This is a genomic window from Nonomuraea sp. NPDC048916 (assembly GCF_040649575.1).
Classification (GTDB): domain Bacteria; phylum Actinomycetota; class Actinomycetes; order Streptosporangiales; family Streptosporangiaceae; genus Nonomuraea.
On the sequence record NZ_JBEZFS010000001.1, the window covers coordinates 143,951 to 157,947 of the forward strand.

Annotated in this window: 16 protein-coding genes and 3 pseudogenes; 11 read left to right on the top strand and 8 right to left on the bottom strand. The window is 69.3% G+C overall.

Features of this window, described 5'->3' with window-relative positions:
* The first annotated feature begins 113 nt into the window (after positions 1–113).
* The 3 genes from AB0C16_RS00750 to AB0C16_RS00760 all read left to right on the top strand — a co-directional run bounded on the left by AB0C16_RS00750 (position 114) and on the right by AB0C16_RS00760 (position 2,417).
* Entirely contained in the window at positions 114–362 is a 249-nt protein-coding gene (locus tag AB0C16_RS00750; protein ID WP_357677374.1) for a hypothetical protein, read from the top strand.
* Positions 363–480: 118 nt separating this feature from the next.
* Positions 481–1,950 carry a replication initiator gene (locus AB0C16_RS00755; RefSeq protein WP_357677376.1) on the top strand — a complete coding sequence of 490 codons (1,470 nt, stop codon included), beginning with the start codon at positions 481–483 and terminating at the stop codon, positions 1,948–1,950.
* A gap of 302 nt (positions 1,951–2,252) precedes the next feature.
* A complete protein-coding gene (locus AB0C16_RS00760) occupies positions 2,253–2,417 on the top strand; it encodes a hypothetical protein (RefSeq protein ID WP_357677378.1) in 165 nt (54 codons plus the stop codon).
* A 53-nt stretch (positions 2,418–2,470) separates the two neighbouring features.
* Here the strand turns inward: AB0C16_RS00760 and AB0C16_RS00765 are convergent, their stop codons facing one another.
* On the bottom strand, positions 2,471–4,072 hold the full coding sequence (locus tag AB0C16_RS00765) for a recombinase family protein (RefSeq protein WP_357677380.1): 1,602 nt from the start codon (positions 4,070–4,072) through the stop codon (positions 2,471–2,473).
* A gap of 69 nt (positions 4,073–4,141) precedes the next feature.
* On the opposite strand from AB0C16_RS00765, the pseudogene AB0C16_RS00770 reads away from it, so the two are divergent.
* A pseudogene (locus AB0C16_RS00770) lies at positions 4,142–4,957 on the top strand (ATP-binding cassette domain-containing protein); the annotation flags it as partial.
* Positions 4,938–5,681 carry an ABC transporter permease gene (locus AB0C16_RS00775; RefSeq protein ID WP_357677382.1) on the top strand — a complete coding sequence of 248 codons (744 nt, stop codon included), beginning with the start codon at positions 4,938–4,940 and terminating at the stop codon, positions 5,679–5,681. The pseudogene AB0C16_RS00770 and the gene AB0C16_RS00775, both read left to right, overlap by 20 nt.
* A 214-nt stretch (positions 5,682–5,895) precedes the next feature.
* Here the strand turns inward: AB0C16_RS00775 and AB0C16_RS00780 are convergent, their stop codons facing one another.
* Positions 5,896–6,123, bottom strand: coding sequence for a 4-oxalocrotonate tautomerase family protein (locus AB0C16_RS00780; protein ID WP_357677384.1), 228 nt, complete (start codon positions 6,121–6,123; stop codon positions 5,896–5,898).
* A 162-nt stretch (positions 6,124–6,285) separates the two neighbouring features.
* A complete protein-coding gene (locus AB0C16_RS00785; RefSeq protein ID WP_357677386.1) occupies positions 6,286–6,984 on the bottom strand; it encodes a flavin reductase family protein in 699 nt (232 codons plus the stop codon).
* Positions 6,985–7,167: 183 nt separating this feature from the next.
* Here AB0C16_RS00785 and AB0C16_RS00790 point away from each other — a divergent pair, with 183 nt between their 5' ends.
* Positions 7,168–7,635, top strand: a complete 468-nt coding sequence (locus AB0C16_RS00790) for a hypothetical protein (RefSeq protein ID WP_357677388.1) — start codon at positions 7,168–7,170, stop codon at positions 7,633–7,635.
* Positions 7,636–7,780: 145 nt separating this feature from the next.
* Here the strand turns inward: AB0C16_RS00790 and AB0C16_RS00795 are convergent, their stop codons facing one another.
* Positions 7,781–8,194 carry a TIGR03668 family PPOX class F420-dependent oxidoreductase gene (locus AB0C16_RS00795; protein ID WP_357677390.1) on the bottom strand — a complete coding sequence of 138 codons (414 nt, stop codon included), beginning with the start codon at positions 8,192–8,194 and terminating at the stop codon, positions 7,781–7,783.
* 185 nt (positions 8,195–8,379) lie between these two features.
* Between AB0C16_RS00795 and AB0C16_RS00800 the strand changes: the two are divergent.
* The 3 genes and pseudogenes from AB0C16_RS00800 to AB0C16_RS00810 all read left to right on the top strand — a co-directional run.
* Positions 8,380–8,496: pseudogene (locus AB0C16_RS00800) on the top strand (phenazine biosynthesis protein PhzF); the annotation flags it as partial.
* Positions 8,497–8,545: 49 nt separating this feature from the next.
* Positions 8,546–8,668 carry a hypothetical protein gene (locus tag AB0C16_RS00805; RefSeq protein WP_357677719.1) on the top strand — a complete coding sequence of 41 codons (123 nt, stop codon included), beginning with the start codon at positions 8,546–8,548 and terminating at the stop codon, positions 8,666–8,668.
* Positions 8,669–8,773: 105 nt separating this feature from the next.
* Entirely contained in the window at positions 8,774–9,517 is a 744-nt protein-coding gene (locus AB0C16_RS00810) for an MBL fold metallo-hydrolase (protein WP_357677392.1), read from the top strand.
* A 131-nt stretch (positions 9,518–9,648) separates the two neighbouring features.
* On the opposite strand, the gene AB0C16_RS00815 is transcribed toward AB0C16_RS00810, so the two are convergent.
* Positions 9,649–10,191, bottom strand: coding sequence for a dihydrofolate reductase family protein (locus tag AB0C16_RS00815; RefSeq protein WP_357677394.1), 543 nt, complete (start codon positions 10,189–10,191; stop codon positions 9,649–9,651).
* Positions 10,192–10,339: 148 nt separating this feature from the next.
* Between AB0C16_RS00815 and AB0C16_RS00820 the strand changes: the two genes are divergently transcribed.
* Positions 10,340–11,218, top strand: a complete 879-nt coding sequence (locus AB0C16_RS00820; RefSeq protein WP_357677396.1) for a hypothetical protein — start codon at positions 10,340–10,342, stop codon at positions 11,216–11,218.
* Positions 11,219–11,336: 118 nt separating this feature from the next.
* On the opposite strand, the pseudogene AB0C16_RS00825 reads toward AB0C16_RS00820, so the two are convergent.
* A pseudogene (locus AB0C16_RS00825) lies at positions 11,337–11,632 on the bottom strand (zinc-binding dehydrogenase); the annotation flags it as partial.
* Between the two features lie 177 nt (positions 11,633–11,809).
* Here AB0C16_RS00825 and AB0C16_RS00830 point away from each other — a divergent pair.
* Positions 11,810–11,953: a hypothetical protein gene (locus AB0C16_RS00830; RefSeq protein ID WP_357677398.1), complete on the top strand. Its 144-nt coding sequence runs from the start codon at positions 11,810–11,812 to the stop codon at positions 11,951–11,953.
* A gap of 235 nt (positions 11,954–12,188) precedes the next feature.
* Here AB0C16_RS00830 and AB0C16_RS00835 read toward each other — a convergent pair whose 3' ends face one another.
* Together AB0C16_RS00835 and AB0C16_RS00840 are read right to left on the bottom strand one after the other, a co-directional pair.
* Positions 12,189–13,367 carry an SRPBCC family protein gene (locus tag AB0C16_RS00835; RefSeq protein ID WP_357677400.1) on the bottom strand — a complete coding sequence of 393 codons (1,179 nt, stop codon included), beginning with the start codon at positions 13,365–13,367 and terminating at the stop codon, positions 12,189–12,191.
* A gap of 133 nt (positions 13,368–13,500) precedes the next feature.
* Complete coding sequence (locus tag AB0C16_RS00840; RefSeq protein ID WP_357677402.1) at positions 13,501–13,944, bottom strand: hypothetical protein; 444 nt, start codon at positions 13,942–13,944, stop codon at positions 13,501–13,503.
* Positions 13,945–13,997 lie beyond the last annotated feature (53 nt).

Consider the following 13,997-nt stretch of genomic DNA (forward strand, 5'->3'; position numbering starts at 1 on the left):
GCCCCACGCAGGAAGCACGAGCAAGGCCGGGAGCGTTCCCGTGGGATCGGGGTCGGGGACGCCCGGCGACGGGAGAGACCGAAGGAGAGGACAAGACAGTGAAGGTCTGGACGATGACAGACCAGGGGGCCGCACCGGTGGAGATCAGCGACGAGTACGCCGCTGAGCGCTTCGTGGCGTGGCTGTTCAAGGCGGGACAGACGGAGCTGGAGCACACCCTCAAGACGTTCGCGCACGCGCCGTGGAGGGACGGCGGTCTGGGCGCGTCGTTCCTGGAGGGGCCGGAGGAGCTGGCCGGGCTCGCAGACGTGGTGCGGAGCCGGTGGCGTCCGCTGACGGCGGGCGAGGCCGTAGCGCGGTAGCCACCCGATGCCGGGGCGGCGGTGAGGTCCCGGCACGGATCGGGTGATCTGCGCGCATGACGGGGGCGGGCCGGTGGGGACCCGCCCTTTGGCGTATTGCGGGACAGGAGCATGTCAGATGATGCGAACGGCGATGCAGACACAGACGGTGCTCGGGCAGATGATCGCCCGGGTGGCCGATGACGAGCAATACCGGCGATGGGCCGGTCAGGTGGAGCGGGCCGGGCACTGCGTGCGGCCGGTGCAACTGGCCGGGTCGGCGATGACGGTCAACATGCAGACCGGTGAGGTAGAGGCCGCCTATAGCAGTGCGGGGGAGCCGGGCGGGGTGTTGCTGGTGGCGTGCAAGGACCGCCGCGAGAGCGTGTGCCCGCCGTGCGCGGCCCGCTACCGGGCCGATGCCTGGCACGTGTTCGCCGGTGGGGTGAAGCGGGCGGGCACTGGCGACCAGGACGGCGACGGCTGCGGGGAGGCGGGGGCCAGTCCGCTGGTTCTGGCCACGTTCACCGCTCCCAGCTTCGGCGCGGTGCACGCGGCCCGCGACGGGAAGGTGTGCCGGGCGGCTCGGGGTGGCGGACGCAAGCGGACGTGTGAGCACGGCAGGGCGCTGTGGTGCACGGCACGCCATGATGCCCGTGACGGGCTGGTGGGAGCTCCGCTGTGCGTGGACTGCGCGGACTTGGCCGGTCAGGTGCTGTGGAACGCGCACGTCGGGGAGCTGTGGCGGCGCACGGTGATCTATGTGTATCGGGCGCTGGCCGCGCTCGCTCCGACTGTCGGTGGTCGGCCGGTCAGCGTGCGCCGGGTGCGGGACCTGCTGCGCGTTTCCTACGCCAAGGTGGCCGAATTCCAGAAACGGGGCGTGGTGCACCTGCACGTACTGGCGCGACTGGATGGGGTCAACCCCGACGATCCGGAGGCACTGGTGCCTGCTCCGGCGTGGGCGGGTGTGGAGCTGCTGACGGCGGCACTGATCGAGGCGGCCGGACGGGTCAGCGTGGCGCTGCCGGTGGTCGATGCTCGCACGACGGCGATCGCCCGGTGGGGCACGCAGCTCGACGTGCGGCCCGTGCGGGCCAGCGAGGTGGACGCCGCCCGGGTGGCCGGGTACCTGGCCAAGTACGCCACCAAGACCGTCTCCGACAGCGTGAGCGGCCTGCCCGCGTCCCGGCCCCCTGCGGGTGAGACGGACGTGATGCAGGGCGGCGGCGTCGCGGGGCACGTGGCGGCGCTGACAGAAACGGTGCGCAGGCTGGCGCGGCTGGCCACCTGCCGATCGCTGCGGCTGGCGCGGCACGTTCACACGCTCGGCTTTCGCGGGCATGTGACCTCCAAGAGCCGCCGCTACTCCACGACGTTCGCGGCGCTGCGGCAGGCACGGCGGGCATGGCGGCTGGCGCAGCGCTGGCGGGAGCACGACCCGTGGGCGCACGACGGGGCGGGCGACGGAGCCCAACGGGTGGTGGTCGGGGACTGGCGGATCGCGGGAGTCGGCTACCGGAACCTGGGCGATCGGGTGTGGGCCGAAGTGCTGGGGCGTGAGCATCGTCAGGCCCGGGAGGCGGGACGGCTGGGGCTGACCGCCTGAAGATCGCCGACGAATCCGCCGGCACCTGCGGCGAGGCTGCGACCAGGCAAAACGCGCGAAGCACCACTGAAATATTTGGATCTTGGCTGTTGGGGTTGGCCTTTCTTCCCCGGCTGCTCACTTGTGCCTGACCTACGGTGCTCGACCTGCACCGGGGGTGGGTGGGTGGGCGCGCGGGCCGCTGCCAGACAGCACCCATTAAACGATCATGCGGGCGGCCATGGCCGCTCCCTTCGGCATGCGCTGATCATGGCGGCGGGCCGGTGGGGGGCTGGGCTGCCCGATCGGGTGAGGCGGCAGGAATGGACGCGAAGGACAGACGAGACGATCAGGAGTTAGACGGGCCGGAGCGGGCGGCGAACGCCCCGGGGCCTGAGGGCGACGATGAAGCAATCGCGGCGATGGTGCGCAGTTGGCCACCGCTGACCGAAAGCCAGCGTGAGCGGCTTGCGCTGCTGCTGCTGTAGGGGGCTCCCGGGGGCCACTGGCGCCCCCCTGGCGGCGGAGCGCGGCGGGGTGGTTAGGCGACCAGCATGCCCGGCTGGGGCGGCTCGTTCGGGGTGATGTTCACGCACTCGCTCACCGGCACGGAGCGGCGGCGGTCCATCGGGAGGAGGGTCACCGTGACCAGCAACTTGACGATCTCTCGCTTACGACCCAGAGACAGGCCATCCCATGTGCGCTGCGCGTCGTCGGATGCGGCGAACTCGGCCAACGGGCTGTCCGATGTGGCCTGCCTCAAGATCTCGCGTATCTCCTCGATCCGGGTCATCGCGGTGGCGATCGCCTCATCGGCGGTCTCCTCGTCCCACTTACCCAGCACCAGCTTTCGGGCCGCGTCCTTCTTGGCCTGGTTCAAGGTGACGATCTCCTCACGCAGCGCGGGAATGTCAGCCTCGACGTTAGCCGGGAGGAGATCTTGAACATCCTCACGCGACAGTCGCTTGACCACGACGCGCGCTATGTAGGCATCGACTTCCTCGGCCTTGGCCATGCAATGTCCCTTGGCACGGCACCGGTAGATGGGCTCTCCCTGGCTGTTGTTGCGAACGGTGCATACCGTGCCGTCGTCGCACCGCTCACACGATGCGATCAGCGATCCCAGCCACTTGGGCGTGTTGCCGGGGCTGGTCTTGCGGGACGGGTCGGCGAACAGCGTGATCAACGCCTGGCGCTTGTCCTCCGGGATGATCGCCTCATAGGCGTCCCGGCGGATGATCCTCCCCTGGTAGACGGCATGACCCGACGTACGCGGGTGCGTCAAGATCTGCTTAATCGTCCGGGAGTTCCACCCCTGCGTCTGCACAACCTTGCCGCTACGCTTCACGCTCCGGCCCTCCTTCTGGCTGACGGTCTTGACCAGCCTCCTGGCCATGTCGCGGATGACCTGCTCCATCGGCACACCTGCCAGCAAATCCTTAGCCCACTTGCGGATCTCGGTAGCTTCCTCCTCGTTGTGCCGGGTCATGTCCATAACCGGACGGTCCTCGTAGACACGCTCCATCGTCGGGGCCTTGGGGTTGACGCACACCGACCGAACGCGGCCGGTGTCCACACCCCACCCGTACGGGCGCACGCCACCGCCCCAATCGCCGTTGCGGGCCTGGCGCTTGCGCGCCAGCGCCACACGCTCCCCGCGCTCGCCGGATTCGTACTCCCCTTCGTTGGTGTCGTTGATGAGATCCCTGCGGCCCTGGGGCTTGTTCAGGTTGTACTCGCCACCGCGAGCCACGCTGAACAACCGGACCTTGTGCGCGCGGGCGATCTTGATGAACTGTGTGACCTCCTCCACCTTGCGGTGCAGGCGCTTGGCGTGCCAGACAATGACGATGGCGATCTTGCCCGCCTGCATGTCCGCCAGCATGCGCAGATACTCCGGACGCTCCACGTCCTGGTAGGCCGACACGTCGTTGTCGCTGTAGGTAATCCGGATTTCGCCCAACTCGAACTCGTCGGCCAGGTCCTGATTCTCCAAGTGCTGGCTACCGACCCCGTCACCGGTCTTGGCCTTGTCCAGACTCTTACGCGTGTAGTCCACCACCCAACGCGGCTGGTCGGGGCTGGTGTGCCGCTCGCTTGCGCTGCTGGTCGTCTGCTCTGCTGCCGTCTGAAGCTTGCCCATGATTCCCGTCCCCTCGCTTTGCCCGTTTTCGGTGGTTCTACCTCGATTATGTGCCCCAAATCATTAGTCGGGAAGTCCACCACGCTGCGCATGCTCACCACCCTGCTGCCCCCCACCTCCGGCACCGCCACCGTCGCCGGCCACGACGTGGCGCGCGAGCCGGCCAAGGTCCGCGCCCGCATCGGCTACGTCGGCCAGAAGAACAGCGCCGGCGAGAACTTCCGCGCCCGCGACGAGCTGGTCGTCCAGGGCCGCGCCTACGGCCTGACCACGGCGCGAGCCCGTGAACGCGCCGACGAGCTGCTCGACCTGCTCGACCTCGGCCCGCTGGCCCAGCGCAAGCCCGGCACGCTGTCGGGCGGCCAGCGCCGCCGCCTCGACATCGCGCTCGGCCTCATCCACCGCCCCGACCTGCTCTTCCTCGACGAGCCCTCCACCGGTCTCGACCCGCAGAGCCGCGCCGACATCTGGACGCACATCCTGCGGCTGCGCGAGGCGTACGGCACGACGCTCTTCCTGACCACCCACTATCTGGAGGAGGCCGACAGCATGGCCGAGCGGGTGGTGATCATCGACAACGGCCGGATCATCGCCGACGGCACCGCCGCGCAGCTCAAGAACGACCTGGCCGGCGACCAGATCACGATCACCACAACCACCGCGCAGGAGGCGGAGGCGGCGGCGCGGATCGGCGGCGCCACCGCCGAGGGCACGACCGTACGGCTCCGGGTGGCCAACGCCGCCGCGGCCCTGCCGGAGTACCTGCGCGCGCTGGAGGCGGCCGGCGTCAAGGTCGCCACCGCCGAGACCGCCCGCCCCACACTCGACGACGTGTTCCTGACGCTTACCGGGAGAAGCCTCACCGATGACGACATTCCTGCGTGACACCGCGACCGTCTTCACCCGCGAGATCACCCCGTCCGTCCGCGAACCGGTCGGCCTGCTCTTCGAGATGGGGCAGCCGCTGCTGTTCCTGTTCCTCTTCGGCTCGCTGCTGGACAGGGCGGTGGGCTCGTCCTGGCAGTGGTTCGTGCCGGGCATCCTGGTGATGATGTGCCTGTCGGGGCCGATGGCCGCCGGCTACACCCTGCTGGTCGACCTGATCGGCGGCTCGATGGAGCGGATGCTGGTCACCCCGCTGAACCGGACGGCCATGCTGGTCGGCAGGACGATGAAGACCATGGTGGTCCTGCTCTGCCAGGCCGTGCTGATCATCGTGCTGGCGCTGCCGCTCGGCTTCCGGCCGCACCCGGCGGGCGTGCTGGCCGGGCTGGCCATGCTGGTCGCGTTCGGGGTCGGGCTCGGCGCCCTGTCGTTCGTGCTGGCCATCAAGTCCGCCCCCGACGGCACCCTGTTCTACGTCGTCACCCAGGTCCTGCTGTTTCCCCTGCTGCTGCTCTCGGGTGTCCTCCTGCCGATGGACAGCGGGCCGGGCTGGCTGTGGGTGGTCGGCCGGCTCAACCCGATCACCTACATCGTCGACGCCCAGCGCGCCCTGTTCGCCGGCGACCTCACCGACCTCTCCGTCCTGTACGGCACGGCCGCCACGCTCCTGGTCGCAGCCCTGGGCCTGGTCCTGGGCAACCGGGCCATGCGCCAGGGGATCTAGCGGCCAGAGGCGGTCGCGCCCCACTCCTCATCGGACGGCGCCACCCTGGTGAGGAACGGGGAGGAACGGGAACGTGGGACCCCGCGTCGTTCGGCGACCGGGCCGGAGCGGGATCGCCGACGTCCGCGCCGAGCAGCCGAGCGGCCGAGCGGCCGGGCGGCGGCGAACGCGGGGCCCACGCCTTGCGTCCCCGTGTCGGACGGACGGGGCCCGGTCAGCCGGCGGGCGCCCCCGCGGCCAACGCCTTCACGTCCTCGGTCGTCAGCGGCTTCCCGCCGATCGCCCAGTCACCGCTCTTGACCTCCTCGACGACGACCCACGTCACCGGGCGCATGGCCTCCCCCTCGACTCCGACCATCGCGTCGGTGACCGCCGTGATGATCTCGGCCTTCTGGGCCTCGGTGAACACCCCTTCGATGACCTTCACATTGACCAACGGCATCGGACTTCTCCTTCGGTGTGGATGCCGGCCGCATCAGGCGCCGACGACGTGAACCTTCCGGCACCGGCGTGTGAACGGGTGTGTGACGGGTGCGGCCTCTCCCATCGCCACCCCCCTTCCCCTCACCATGCCCGGCCGCGGGCGGACCTCCCCACCTGCCGTCTAAGAACTGGTCACACGCCGAGCCCGGTCGAGGTCGGGGCTGCGGTAGAACCGCTCGGGGATCCGGGCCAGCGTGGACGGGTGCACCTGCGGGCCCAGGCCGTACAGCTTCTGGAAGCTCATGATCAACGGCCGCCAGGCGTCCGGGTCGATATGGTCGTCCGTGCCCGCCAGCCGGATCTCGTCGTGCACCCAGAGGCGGCGCACCCGCACCTCGAACACGATGATGCCGCCCCGCTGCGCCTCGTCCTCGTCGGCCACCGGGTGGACCGCCTCGACCACGGCCTCCATGGCCACCGGGCATTCGGCCACACGCGGCGGCCGGACCGTCTCCGACTCCACCGGGGTGAGCCCGGCGCGACCGAACTTGTCGTGGACGTAGCGGTAGCCGCGGTCGTGCTTGCGCTCGGGGACCGGATCGCGGCCGGTGGTCAGCGCGAGCCGGTCGACCGCCGCGGCCATCTGGTCGGAGGGCAGGTTGAGGACGCATTCGCGGGCTCGGAGCAGGTTCTGCGCCGTCTTGGACCTCGCGCCCAGGCCCAGCATGCCCCGCCAGCCGAGCCAGAACGCCGACGACATGGGTGCCAGGTTGGGGGTGTCATCCTCGTTCATGGTGGAGATCAGCACCACCGGGGTGCCGAAGTACAGGATGTTGGACTCTATGGGGGTGTGCGTCATGGGGGTGTGCGTCGCTGTCACGCGATCCACTGTCGCGCCTGGCGGGCGGCGGAGGCTGGCAGCTATCGGACGTCTCGTTCGGCCACCCACAAATACCCCATAAGGCGATATATCAAGAGTAACGGGCGAGTTACGGAATTCTCCGGGCATTGCCTCGGCCAGATTTGGACCGATACAAACCTTCCTTGAGACGGAAGGTGGGGCATGGACAAAGTCATCGGAGGGCGAGGGCGCCTGATCCGGCTGGCCGCGGCGGCACTCGCCGGAGCGCTGGGCGCCGGCATCGTCATCGGCCTGACGGCCCGCCTGCTGATGAGCGCGATCACGCTGGCCGCCGCCGAGGAGAGCACCTTCACCCTCGGCGGGACCGCGGGCGTGCTACTCGTCTTCACCGTCCTGTCCGTGCCCGCCGCCCTCACGGCGAACGCGCCACCCGTGGTGCGGCTGGCCGGCCGGTGGGTGACCGCGGCGGTCACCGGCTGGGCCGTGGCCAGCACCGGCTTCGCCGACGGCGCGGCCGTCCTCCTGGCCCCCGACGGCCGCATGCCGCTCATCGCCGTGGTGACCGTGGGCTTCGGCGCGACGGTGGTCGCCCACGGGCAGTTCGCGCAGTTCGTGGCGCGACGCGTAGCGGGCTCCCCCGCCCCTGCCCCCGTTCCCGCCGCCGTCTGACACCCTTTGTCCCGTTCCATTGCCGTGTTCGCATGACGGGCTGTACGGCTGTACGGCGCACGAGCTGCACGGATGACGGGCTGGATCAGCCCGAGCGGCATCCTCGGGCTCGGGATCCCAACAGCGACTTCTTTACCGGTACGAACTATCCGGAATACGACCAGCCGGACCAGTGGGACACGTCCACCAGGATCACCGGGCCATCCGGCCGGCTCGTTCGATACTGGCCGTACTTCTCGGCCAGGGCGTCGATCGCCGAGGCCCAGGCCGTCCCGGTCTCGACGACGCGGGCGGAGCCGTCGGCGCGTACCCACCAGAGCCGTGCCCAGTCGTCCTCGTAGTGGTCGGCCAGGAGCGTCACCCGGGGATCGGCCCGGATGTTGCGCAGCCTCTTCAGGTCCGTCGTCGTCTTAGGCTTACGGTCGATCGCGATCATCACCTGGTCGCCGGCCAGGGCGAACGTGACAGGCACCAGGTGCGGCGCGCCGTCACCGCCCACCGTCGCGAGGCGGGCGACCCGCTCGCCGCGGAACCTCTCGCGAGCCCGCTGAGCGTCCATGCGCCCATTCTCCCGCCGATGCCACCAGATCCACTGGCCGGTCCTCCGGGACCTGCGGGACCCGGGACCGGCAGGACCCGGGACCGGCAGGACTGGCAGGGCCGCTCTGCGAGAGGAGCCTGGCCGCGGCCACCCGGGACCGCCTGGCCGACCTCGACTACGACTTCGAGGCCCTCGGCAAGATCATGGCGGAGCTGGGCTGGGTCACCGTCCACCTCTTCTGGGCCGAATCTCCCACCGTCTTCCAGGTCCGCGACCCGTTCCCGCCCGGCGGGGTGATCGAGGACCCGGCCACCGGCGCCGCGGCGGCCGCCTTCACCGGCTACCTGCGCGACCTCGGACGCCTCGGGGATGAACACCACCCTCACCATCCACCAGGGCGTCGACATGGGCCGGCCCAGCCTGCTGACGTGCGCCACCATCCCCGGCGACACCCGCGTCAAGGTCCGCGGCACCGCGGTGCCGATCGAGTAGCGCTTCTCTCGACCGTTCGAGCTTCCGGAGCCTCGGCCAGGAGGCGACGCCGAGACCGGAAACGTACCCTCGATCATCGGGGGCACCGGGCGTTAGGGTTCATGGATGCTCTTGACGATCCTCGGCGGACGCGGCGCATGGCCGGACGCGGGTCAGGCCTGCAGCGGCTACCTCGTGGAGCACGACGGGTTCAGGCTGCTCGTCGACCCCGGATACGCGACGGTGCCCCGGCTGCTCGAACGGGTCACCCCCGACCAGGTCGACGCGGTGTTCATCACCCACGGGCATCCCGATCACTGCGCCGACCTGAACCCACTCCTGCGAGCGCGTACGTTCTGTGACGACCCGTCGTCGCCGTTGCCCGTGCACTCACTGCCCGGGGCCCTGGACGCGGTGCTCGCGCTGGACCGCCCCGGGATGCTGGCCAGTGCCTACGTCGCCCACGAGTTCACCGCCGGCAGCAGGCTCGACATCGGCCCGTTCCACGTCCAGACCCGCCTGCTGCCGCACTCGGTGCCCAATGCCGGCGTACGGCTGACAGCGGGTGAGCGGGTGCTCGTCTATACCGGTGACACCGGCCCGAGCCCCGACGTGGTGGACCTGGCGCGCGACGCCGACCTCTTCCTGGCCGAGGCCACCTACGCGGACCAGGTGCCCGAGGATTCGCGGCGCTACCTGACGAGCGCCCGCCAGGCAGGCCGGCAGGCGCGGGAGGCCGACGCCCGTCACCTGCTGCTGACGCACCTGCAACCGGGCACCGACATGACCGCCGCGCAAGCCGCCGCTCGGACCGAATACGGCGGCGAGCTCGGCATCGCCGTCTCCGGCCTCGTCGTCGACCTTTCCTGAGCCCAGCCGTCCTCCGAAACGCGGGGTTACTCGGTGGACCTGCCTGAGAGGGCCTGCTCGACGGCCTGCATGACGGCGCTGCATGACGAGGCTGCTCGACGAGGCTGCTCGACGAGGCGAGGTCGACCGGCTTACTTGACGACGCGCAGCCAGAGGTTGGTCGCCTTCGGTGCGTGGGTCAGACTGAGGCGTTCGAGCTTGACGTTGGTCCCGCCCGGGCGATCGAACAGCCGGACACCGTCGCCGAGCAGGACAGGCGCGACGCACACGAAGATCTCGTCGAGCACGCCCGCGTCGAGACACTGCCGAGCGACGTCGGCGCCGAGGATGTTGACGTACTTGTCCCCCGCGGCCGCCTTGGCCGCCGCAACCCCGCTGTCGAGGTCGCCGACGAAGGTGATGCCCGGCACCGGCGTGGCGGGGATGTGGTGAGTGAGCACGAACTGCGGTCCGGTCCACCCGCCGCCGAACGCCTTGCCCTCCTTGTCCGTGTCCTTGTGCGGGTCGTCGCCACGGAAGGTGCGGTTGCCGACGAGGAGAGCACCGATCTCGCCGATGAGCTCGTCCACTGTCTCGTTGGGCCCGAGGTGCTCGGTCAGCCAGGACATGTCACCACCTGGACCGGCGATGAAGCCGTCCAGCGACATGGTGACCGAATACAGCATCTTGCCCATGATCTACCTCCGTCGAGATCTCCAAGGTCGTTCTCTGTTAGACACCGGTTCCGGGGTGAACTCATCGGCTCGGCGAGTGCCTGCCTTGCGGCGGCACGTTTCACGATCGTATTCTCCCGGTCCGCCGCCACATGCCACCCTTGATCCCGTGCATTCCACCGGCAGGCGCTTCACCGCACAGCCAGTCGCGCGCCGTACGCTGGCCGCCGCGCTGGTCGGGCTCACCCTTCCGCTCCTCGCCTGGGCGATCGCCCTGGCCGGCCTGGCCGTCGTCCCGTACGACGGCTCGGGTGACACCGGTGGCTGGGGTCGCGTCGGTCAGGGGCTGGGCATCATCGCGGGCGCCGTACCGTTCCTGCTCGTCATGGCCTGGCCGTTGCTGTGGGCGCTGCGCGTGCGGCCCGCCTGGCACGTCGCTCTGCCGGCCCCGATCGCGGGCGTCGTCGCCGGGGTCGTCCTCAACTCGGTGGCCTCACGGATCATCGAAAACTCGCTGGTCACCGTCTCCGTCGCGTTGGCCCTGGGGTACGGGCTGACCGCCCTGCTCACCACGCCGGGGAGACCCTGGTGGTGGTGGCAGCAGCTGCCGCTGATGGCCGTGGGCGGTCCCCCTCCGATCCCGGTGGCGACGCCAGGGCCCCACCTGCCCGACCCCGGGATCCCATTGATCGCTCCCGACCTGCCCGGCTACCGGATCGAACACCTCTCCACCCGGCCCGGCGGCCTGCGTTACCTCCTGCGCCCATCGGCGCTCCACCACGCCGTCACCCCCGCCGAGCGCGACGCCTCCACCATCGCCGTGATCGTCCGCTCTCGTGTGGATCCGCCCGGCGAGGACTCCGCGTTCGAACCGGTGAGCCCTCGTACCTGGCGGCGAGCCACCGACACGGGCACCACCTACGTGATCGACCGCGACGACACCACGGTCATTCTGAAAGCCGGCCCTCGCGTCCCGGCCGCCGTCCTCCTCCGGGCCACCACCACGCTCCAGCCCCGCCCCTCTTTTTTTGATCCACACAGCCTCTAACAGCGCGATGGGAACAGTTCTCCGGCCGCCGGTGATCGCCTCGATGAGTCCGTCCTTGGTCAGGCCGTTGCTCGGACCCTTGCGCAGGCGGGTTTCGGTGGAACGCCACCGGCGCGGCTCAGGGCTGGATGAGCACCTTCAGCGCCTGGCGGTCGGCCATCGCGCGGTAGCCGTCCGGCACCTCCTCGTACTACGGCGTGCCGACCCGGCTGACCACGCCACCGTCGCGGACCACGCCGAGGGCCCGTCTCGATCGCCTGCCGGGTGCCGACGCACTCCAGCACCGCCTGGGTGCCGTCGCCGCCGGTCAGCTCCCGGATCCTCGATGCCTTCGTCGCCGCGTTCGGGGACGATGCCGGTGGCGCCGAACACGCGCCCCAGGTCGGTGCGGTCCTGGTGCCGGCCCATCAGCAGCCGCCATCTACCTCACGGCGGCCGCGCTGATCGACTACTTGGCCTGGCTCGGCGGGGATCGCGAGCAAGATCGCTAACCGGATGGCGGTTTGACCGGCCCGATCCCTGCGCTCGCGTCCCGCCCGAGCCTGAGATCCGGCCGCTAGAGTCCGCTTCCCGCGGGCAGGAGCATTCACTATGACCGCTCTCCTCGCCATGGCCCTCATAGCGCTCCTCGCAGGCGTGATAGTCGCCCTCAGCCAGAAGGCCTGGCCCGTGGCGCTCCTGTGCGCCGGCTTGGGCCTGGCCGTTCTGGCTGACGCCGGCCTCATCGCCGGTTAGCGAGTTCGTCACCCGCCGGGGCCGCTCCGCTATCGCCCACGAGCAGATGGGCAACGAACGGCGCGTAGTGCTCGCACCGGGCTTCCTGGTCTGGTCGCGATTCGATCTCCATACGACGTCGGCGGAGACGATCTCGCGGTCGTTCTCCCCTGAAGCGCCTCGGTCTCCCCCCGAACTGATCTCCCAGGTGTACGGCGTGCGCGCCGTACACCGCCCCAAGCTCGTCTTGAACGGCTCAAGGAGCAGGGGTGATCTCCTTCATGGGAGCCGAGCCGGAGCGTTCAAGCTCGTGGCGGTAGGCGTCGAGGACGAGACCATGGAAATGATGGAGCGCGTGCTCTGACAACCCGGACCCGTTGGGATCGTAAACGATCTTCCCCTGGGTGAACGCGGGGGTGCGCATTCCGCGCTGCACGCTTTCCACCAAGGCGATGTCCTCCACTTGGAGAACCTCGTCGATGTACCGGATACTGTCCAGTTCGGCCTCGTTCGGCTCTGCGGTCTCGAGATAGAAGTCCCAGATCTCGTGCGTCCGTTCCGGGCCGTCAGGGATGATCTGCAACACCATGAAGTTCCCGCGGCCGGGATAGCGCAGCAGGCAGGTGTTCGGCCACAGCCACCAGACCGCGTGCTCGGTAACCGTCGCGCCTGTCACGTCGTAGGCGGAGTTGTCCGCTTTACCGGCCTGGGCCATGTGGCTGGAGTAGATCCCATAGGTGGTGACCCGATAGGTGCTCATGTCGACCAGGGACACGAAATCCTTATGAGCCACATGGCAGTGGTAGCACTCCAGGAAGTTGTCGACGACGTTCTTCCAGTTGGAGGCAATGGTGTAGGTGAGCCGGCGGGCGAGGGTCAGCTTGGCCACGTCCGGCGCTCGCGCTTCGATCTCCGCCTGCAGGTCTCCGGCTTGCTCGTTCAGAGGAGCTGCCGTGGGATCGAGGTTGACGTAGACCATGCCGCCGAACTCGGTGACTTGGATCTGGTCCAGGCACACCGTGGAGGTGTCGAAGCCCGGCATGTCGCCGGTGTTGCGCGCTCGCCTCAACCGGCCGGTCAGGTCGAAGTTCCAGGCGTGGTAAGGGCACACGATGCTGCGTCGGACACCGGACCCCGTCAGGAGTTCGTGCGCGCGGTGCTTGCACACGTTGTAGAAGGCCCGCAGCGCGCCTGCCTCGTCCCGGACGGCGACGATCGGCATGCCGGCCACCGTCCCCGTCACATAGCTTCCGGGCTCTCGCAGCTTCTCCACATGGCACAGCCACTGCCACGAGCGAGCGAAAATCGCCCGCTGGTCGACGTCGAACCACTTCGGATCGGTGTAGGCGTCGGCGTGCAACGACATCGACAGCGCGGGGTCAGGGTGGTATCCGGCCGAGATGTGATCAATTGTGGAGGGCGAATCCGGCGTCACTGTACCTCCAAAGCCTGACACCAAGCGCACGGGCGCCGGTGGCGATCCCGCGAGCCGGCACACACACGTCTGTGCCGGCCACATTGAAGTTAATGATCCTTTAGGTGAGGATTCAATACCTCCGAGCATCCGCTTACGCTGTACGCCTGCGCACTAGCAGGATCGCCGCGGTGATGAGCGCCGTGGCCAGGCCGAGGAAGACTGCGGCCTCGATGAGCTGCAGGGTCAGAAACCTGCTGCCTGGGTGGTATTCGATGTAATGGCGCAGGCCGTGGTCGGCCAAGTACCGCTCTACTGCTGCTCCGCCCTCACGCGCCGCGGCGCCGTCGTAGACGTGGCGGATGATGGCTCCCTTCTCGTCGTCGGACAGGAGCTGGCCGGCCTTGTCGATCAAGCCGTCGTCAACGACCCATTCGCTCGTCGGCTGCCAGCCCTGCTGGCCCTCGACTGCTGGATCGGTGACACGGACCAGCGGCGTCAGGTAATTCGGCCTGGCGGACTCTTCAACAGGAAGGCGAACATGAGTGCCAGGGTCGCGGCGCCGGCGCCGACCACTGTCAACTGGGTCACCAGCCATCGGGTGCGGCTCACGCCCTGGGTGAAGGCCAGCCGCCACGTACCCTGCTCGAA

Bases quoted from the DNA above. Each gene is read 5' to 3' on its own strand.
- AB0C16_RS00750 (WP_357677374.1), top strand. From the start codon at position 114: ATGACAGACCAGGGGGCCGCACCGGTGGAGATCAGCGACGAGTACGCC.
- AB0C16_RS00755 (WP_357677376.1), top strand. From the start codon at position 481: ATGATGCGAACGGCGATGCAGACACAGACGGTGCTCGGGCAGATGATC.
- AB0C16_RS00760 (WP_357677378.1), top strand. From the start codon at position 2,253: ATGGACGCGAAGGACAGACGAGACGATCAGGAGTTAGACGGGCCGGAG.
- AB0C16_RS00765 (WP_357677380.1), bottom strand. From the start codon at position 4,072: ATGGGCAAGCTTCAGACGGCAGCAGAGCAGACGACCAGCAGCGCAAGC.
- AB0C16_RS00775 (WP_357677382.1), top strand. From the start codon at position 4,938: ATGACGACATTCCTGCGTGACACCGCGACCGTCTTCACCCGCGAGATC.
- AB0C16_RS00780 (WP_357677384.1), bottom strand. From the start codon at position 6,123: ATGCCGTTGGTCAATGTGAAGGTCATCGAAGGGGTGTTCACCGAGGCC.
- AB0C16_RS00790 (WP_357677388.1), top strand. From the start codon at position 7,168: ATGGACAAAGTCATCGGAGGGCGAGGGCGCCTGATCCGGCTGGCCGCG.
- AB0C16_RS00795 (WP_357677390.1), bottom strand. From the start codon at position 8,194: ATGGACGCTCAGCGGGCTCGCGAGAGGTTCCGCGGCGAGCGGGTCGCC.
- AB0C16_RS00805 (WP_357677719.1), top strand. From the start codon at position 8,546: ATGAACACCACCCTCACCATCCACCAGGGCGTCGACATGGGCCGGCCC.
- AB0C16_RS00810 (WP_357677392.1), top strand. From the start codon at position 8,774: ATGCTCTTGACGATCCTCGGCGGACGCGGCGCATGGCCGGACGCGGGT.
- AB0C16_RS00815 (WP_357677394.1), bottom strand. From the start codon at position 10,191: ATGGGCAAGATGCTGTATTCGGTCACCATGTCGCTGGACGGCTTCATC.
- AB0C16_RS00830 (WP_357677398.1), top strand. From the start codon at position 11,810: ATGACCGCTCTCCTCGCCATGGCCCTCATAGCGCTCCTCGCAGGCGTG.
- AB0C16_RS00840 (WP_357677402.1), bottom strand. From the start codon at position 13,944: ATGGCTGGTGACCCAGTTGACAGTGGTCGGCGCCGGCGCCGCGACCCT.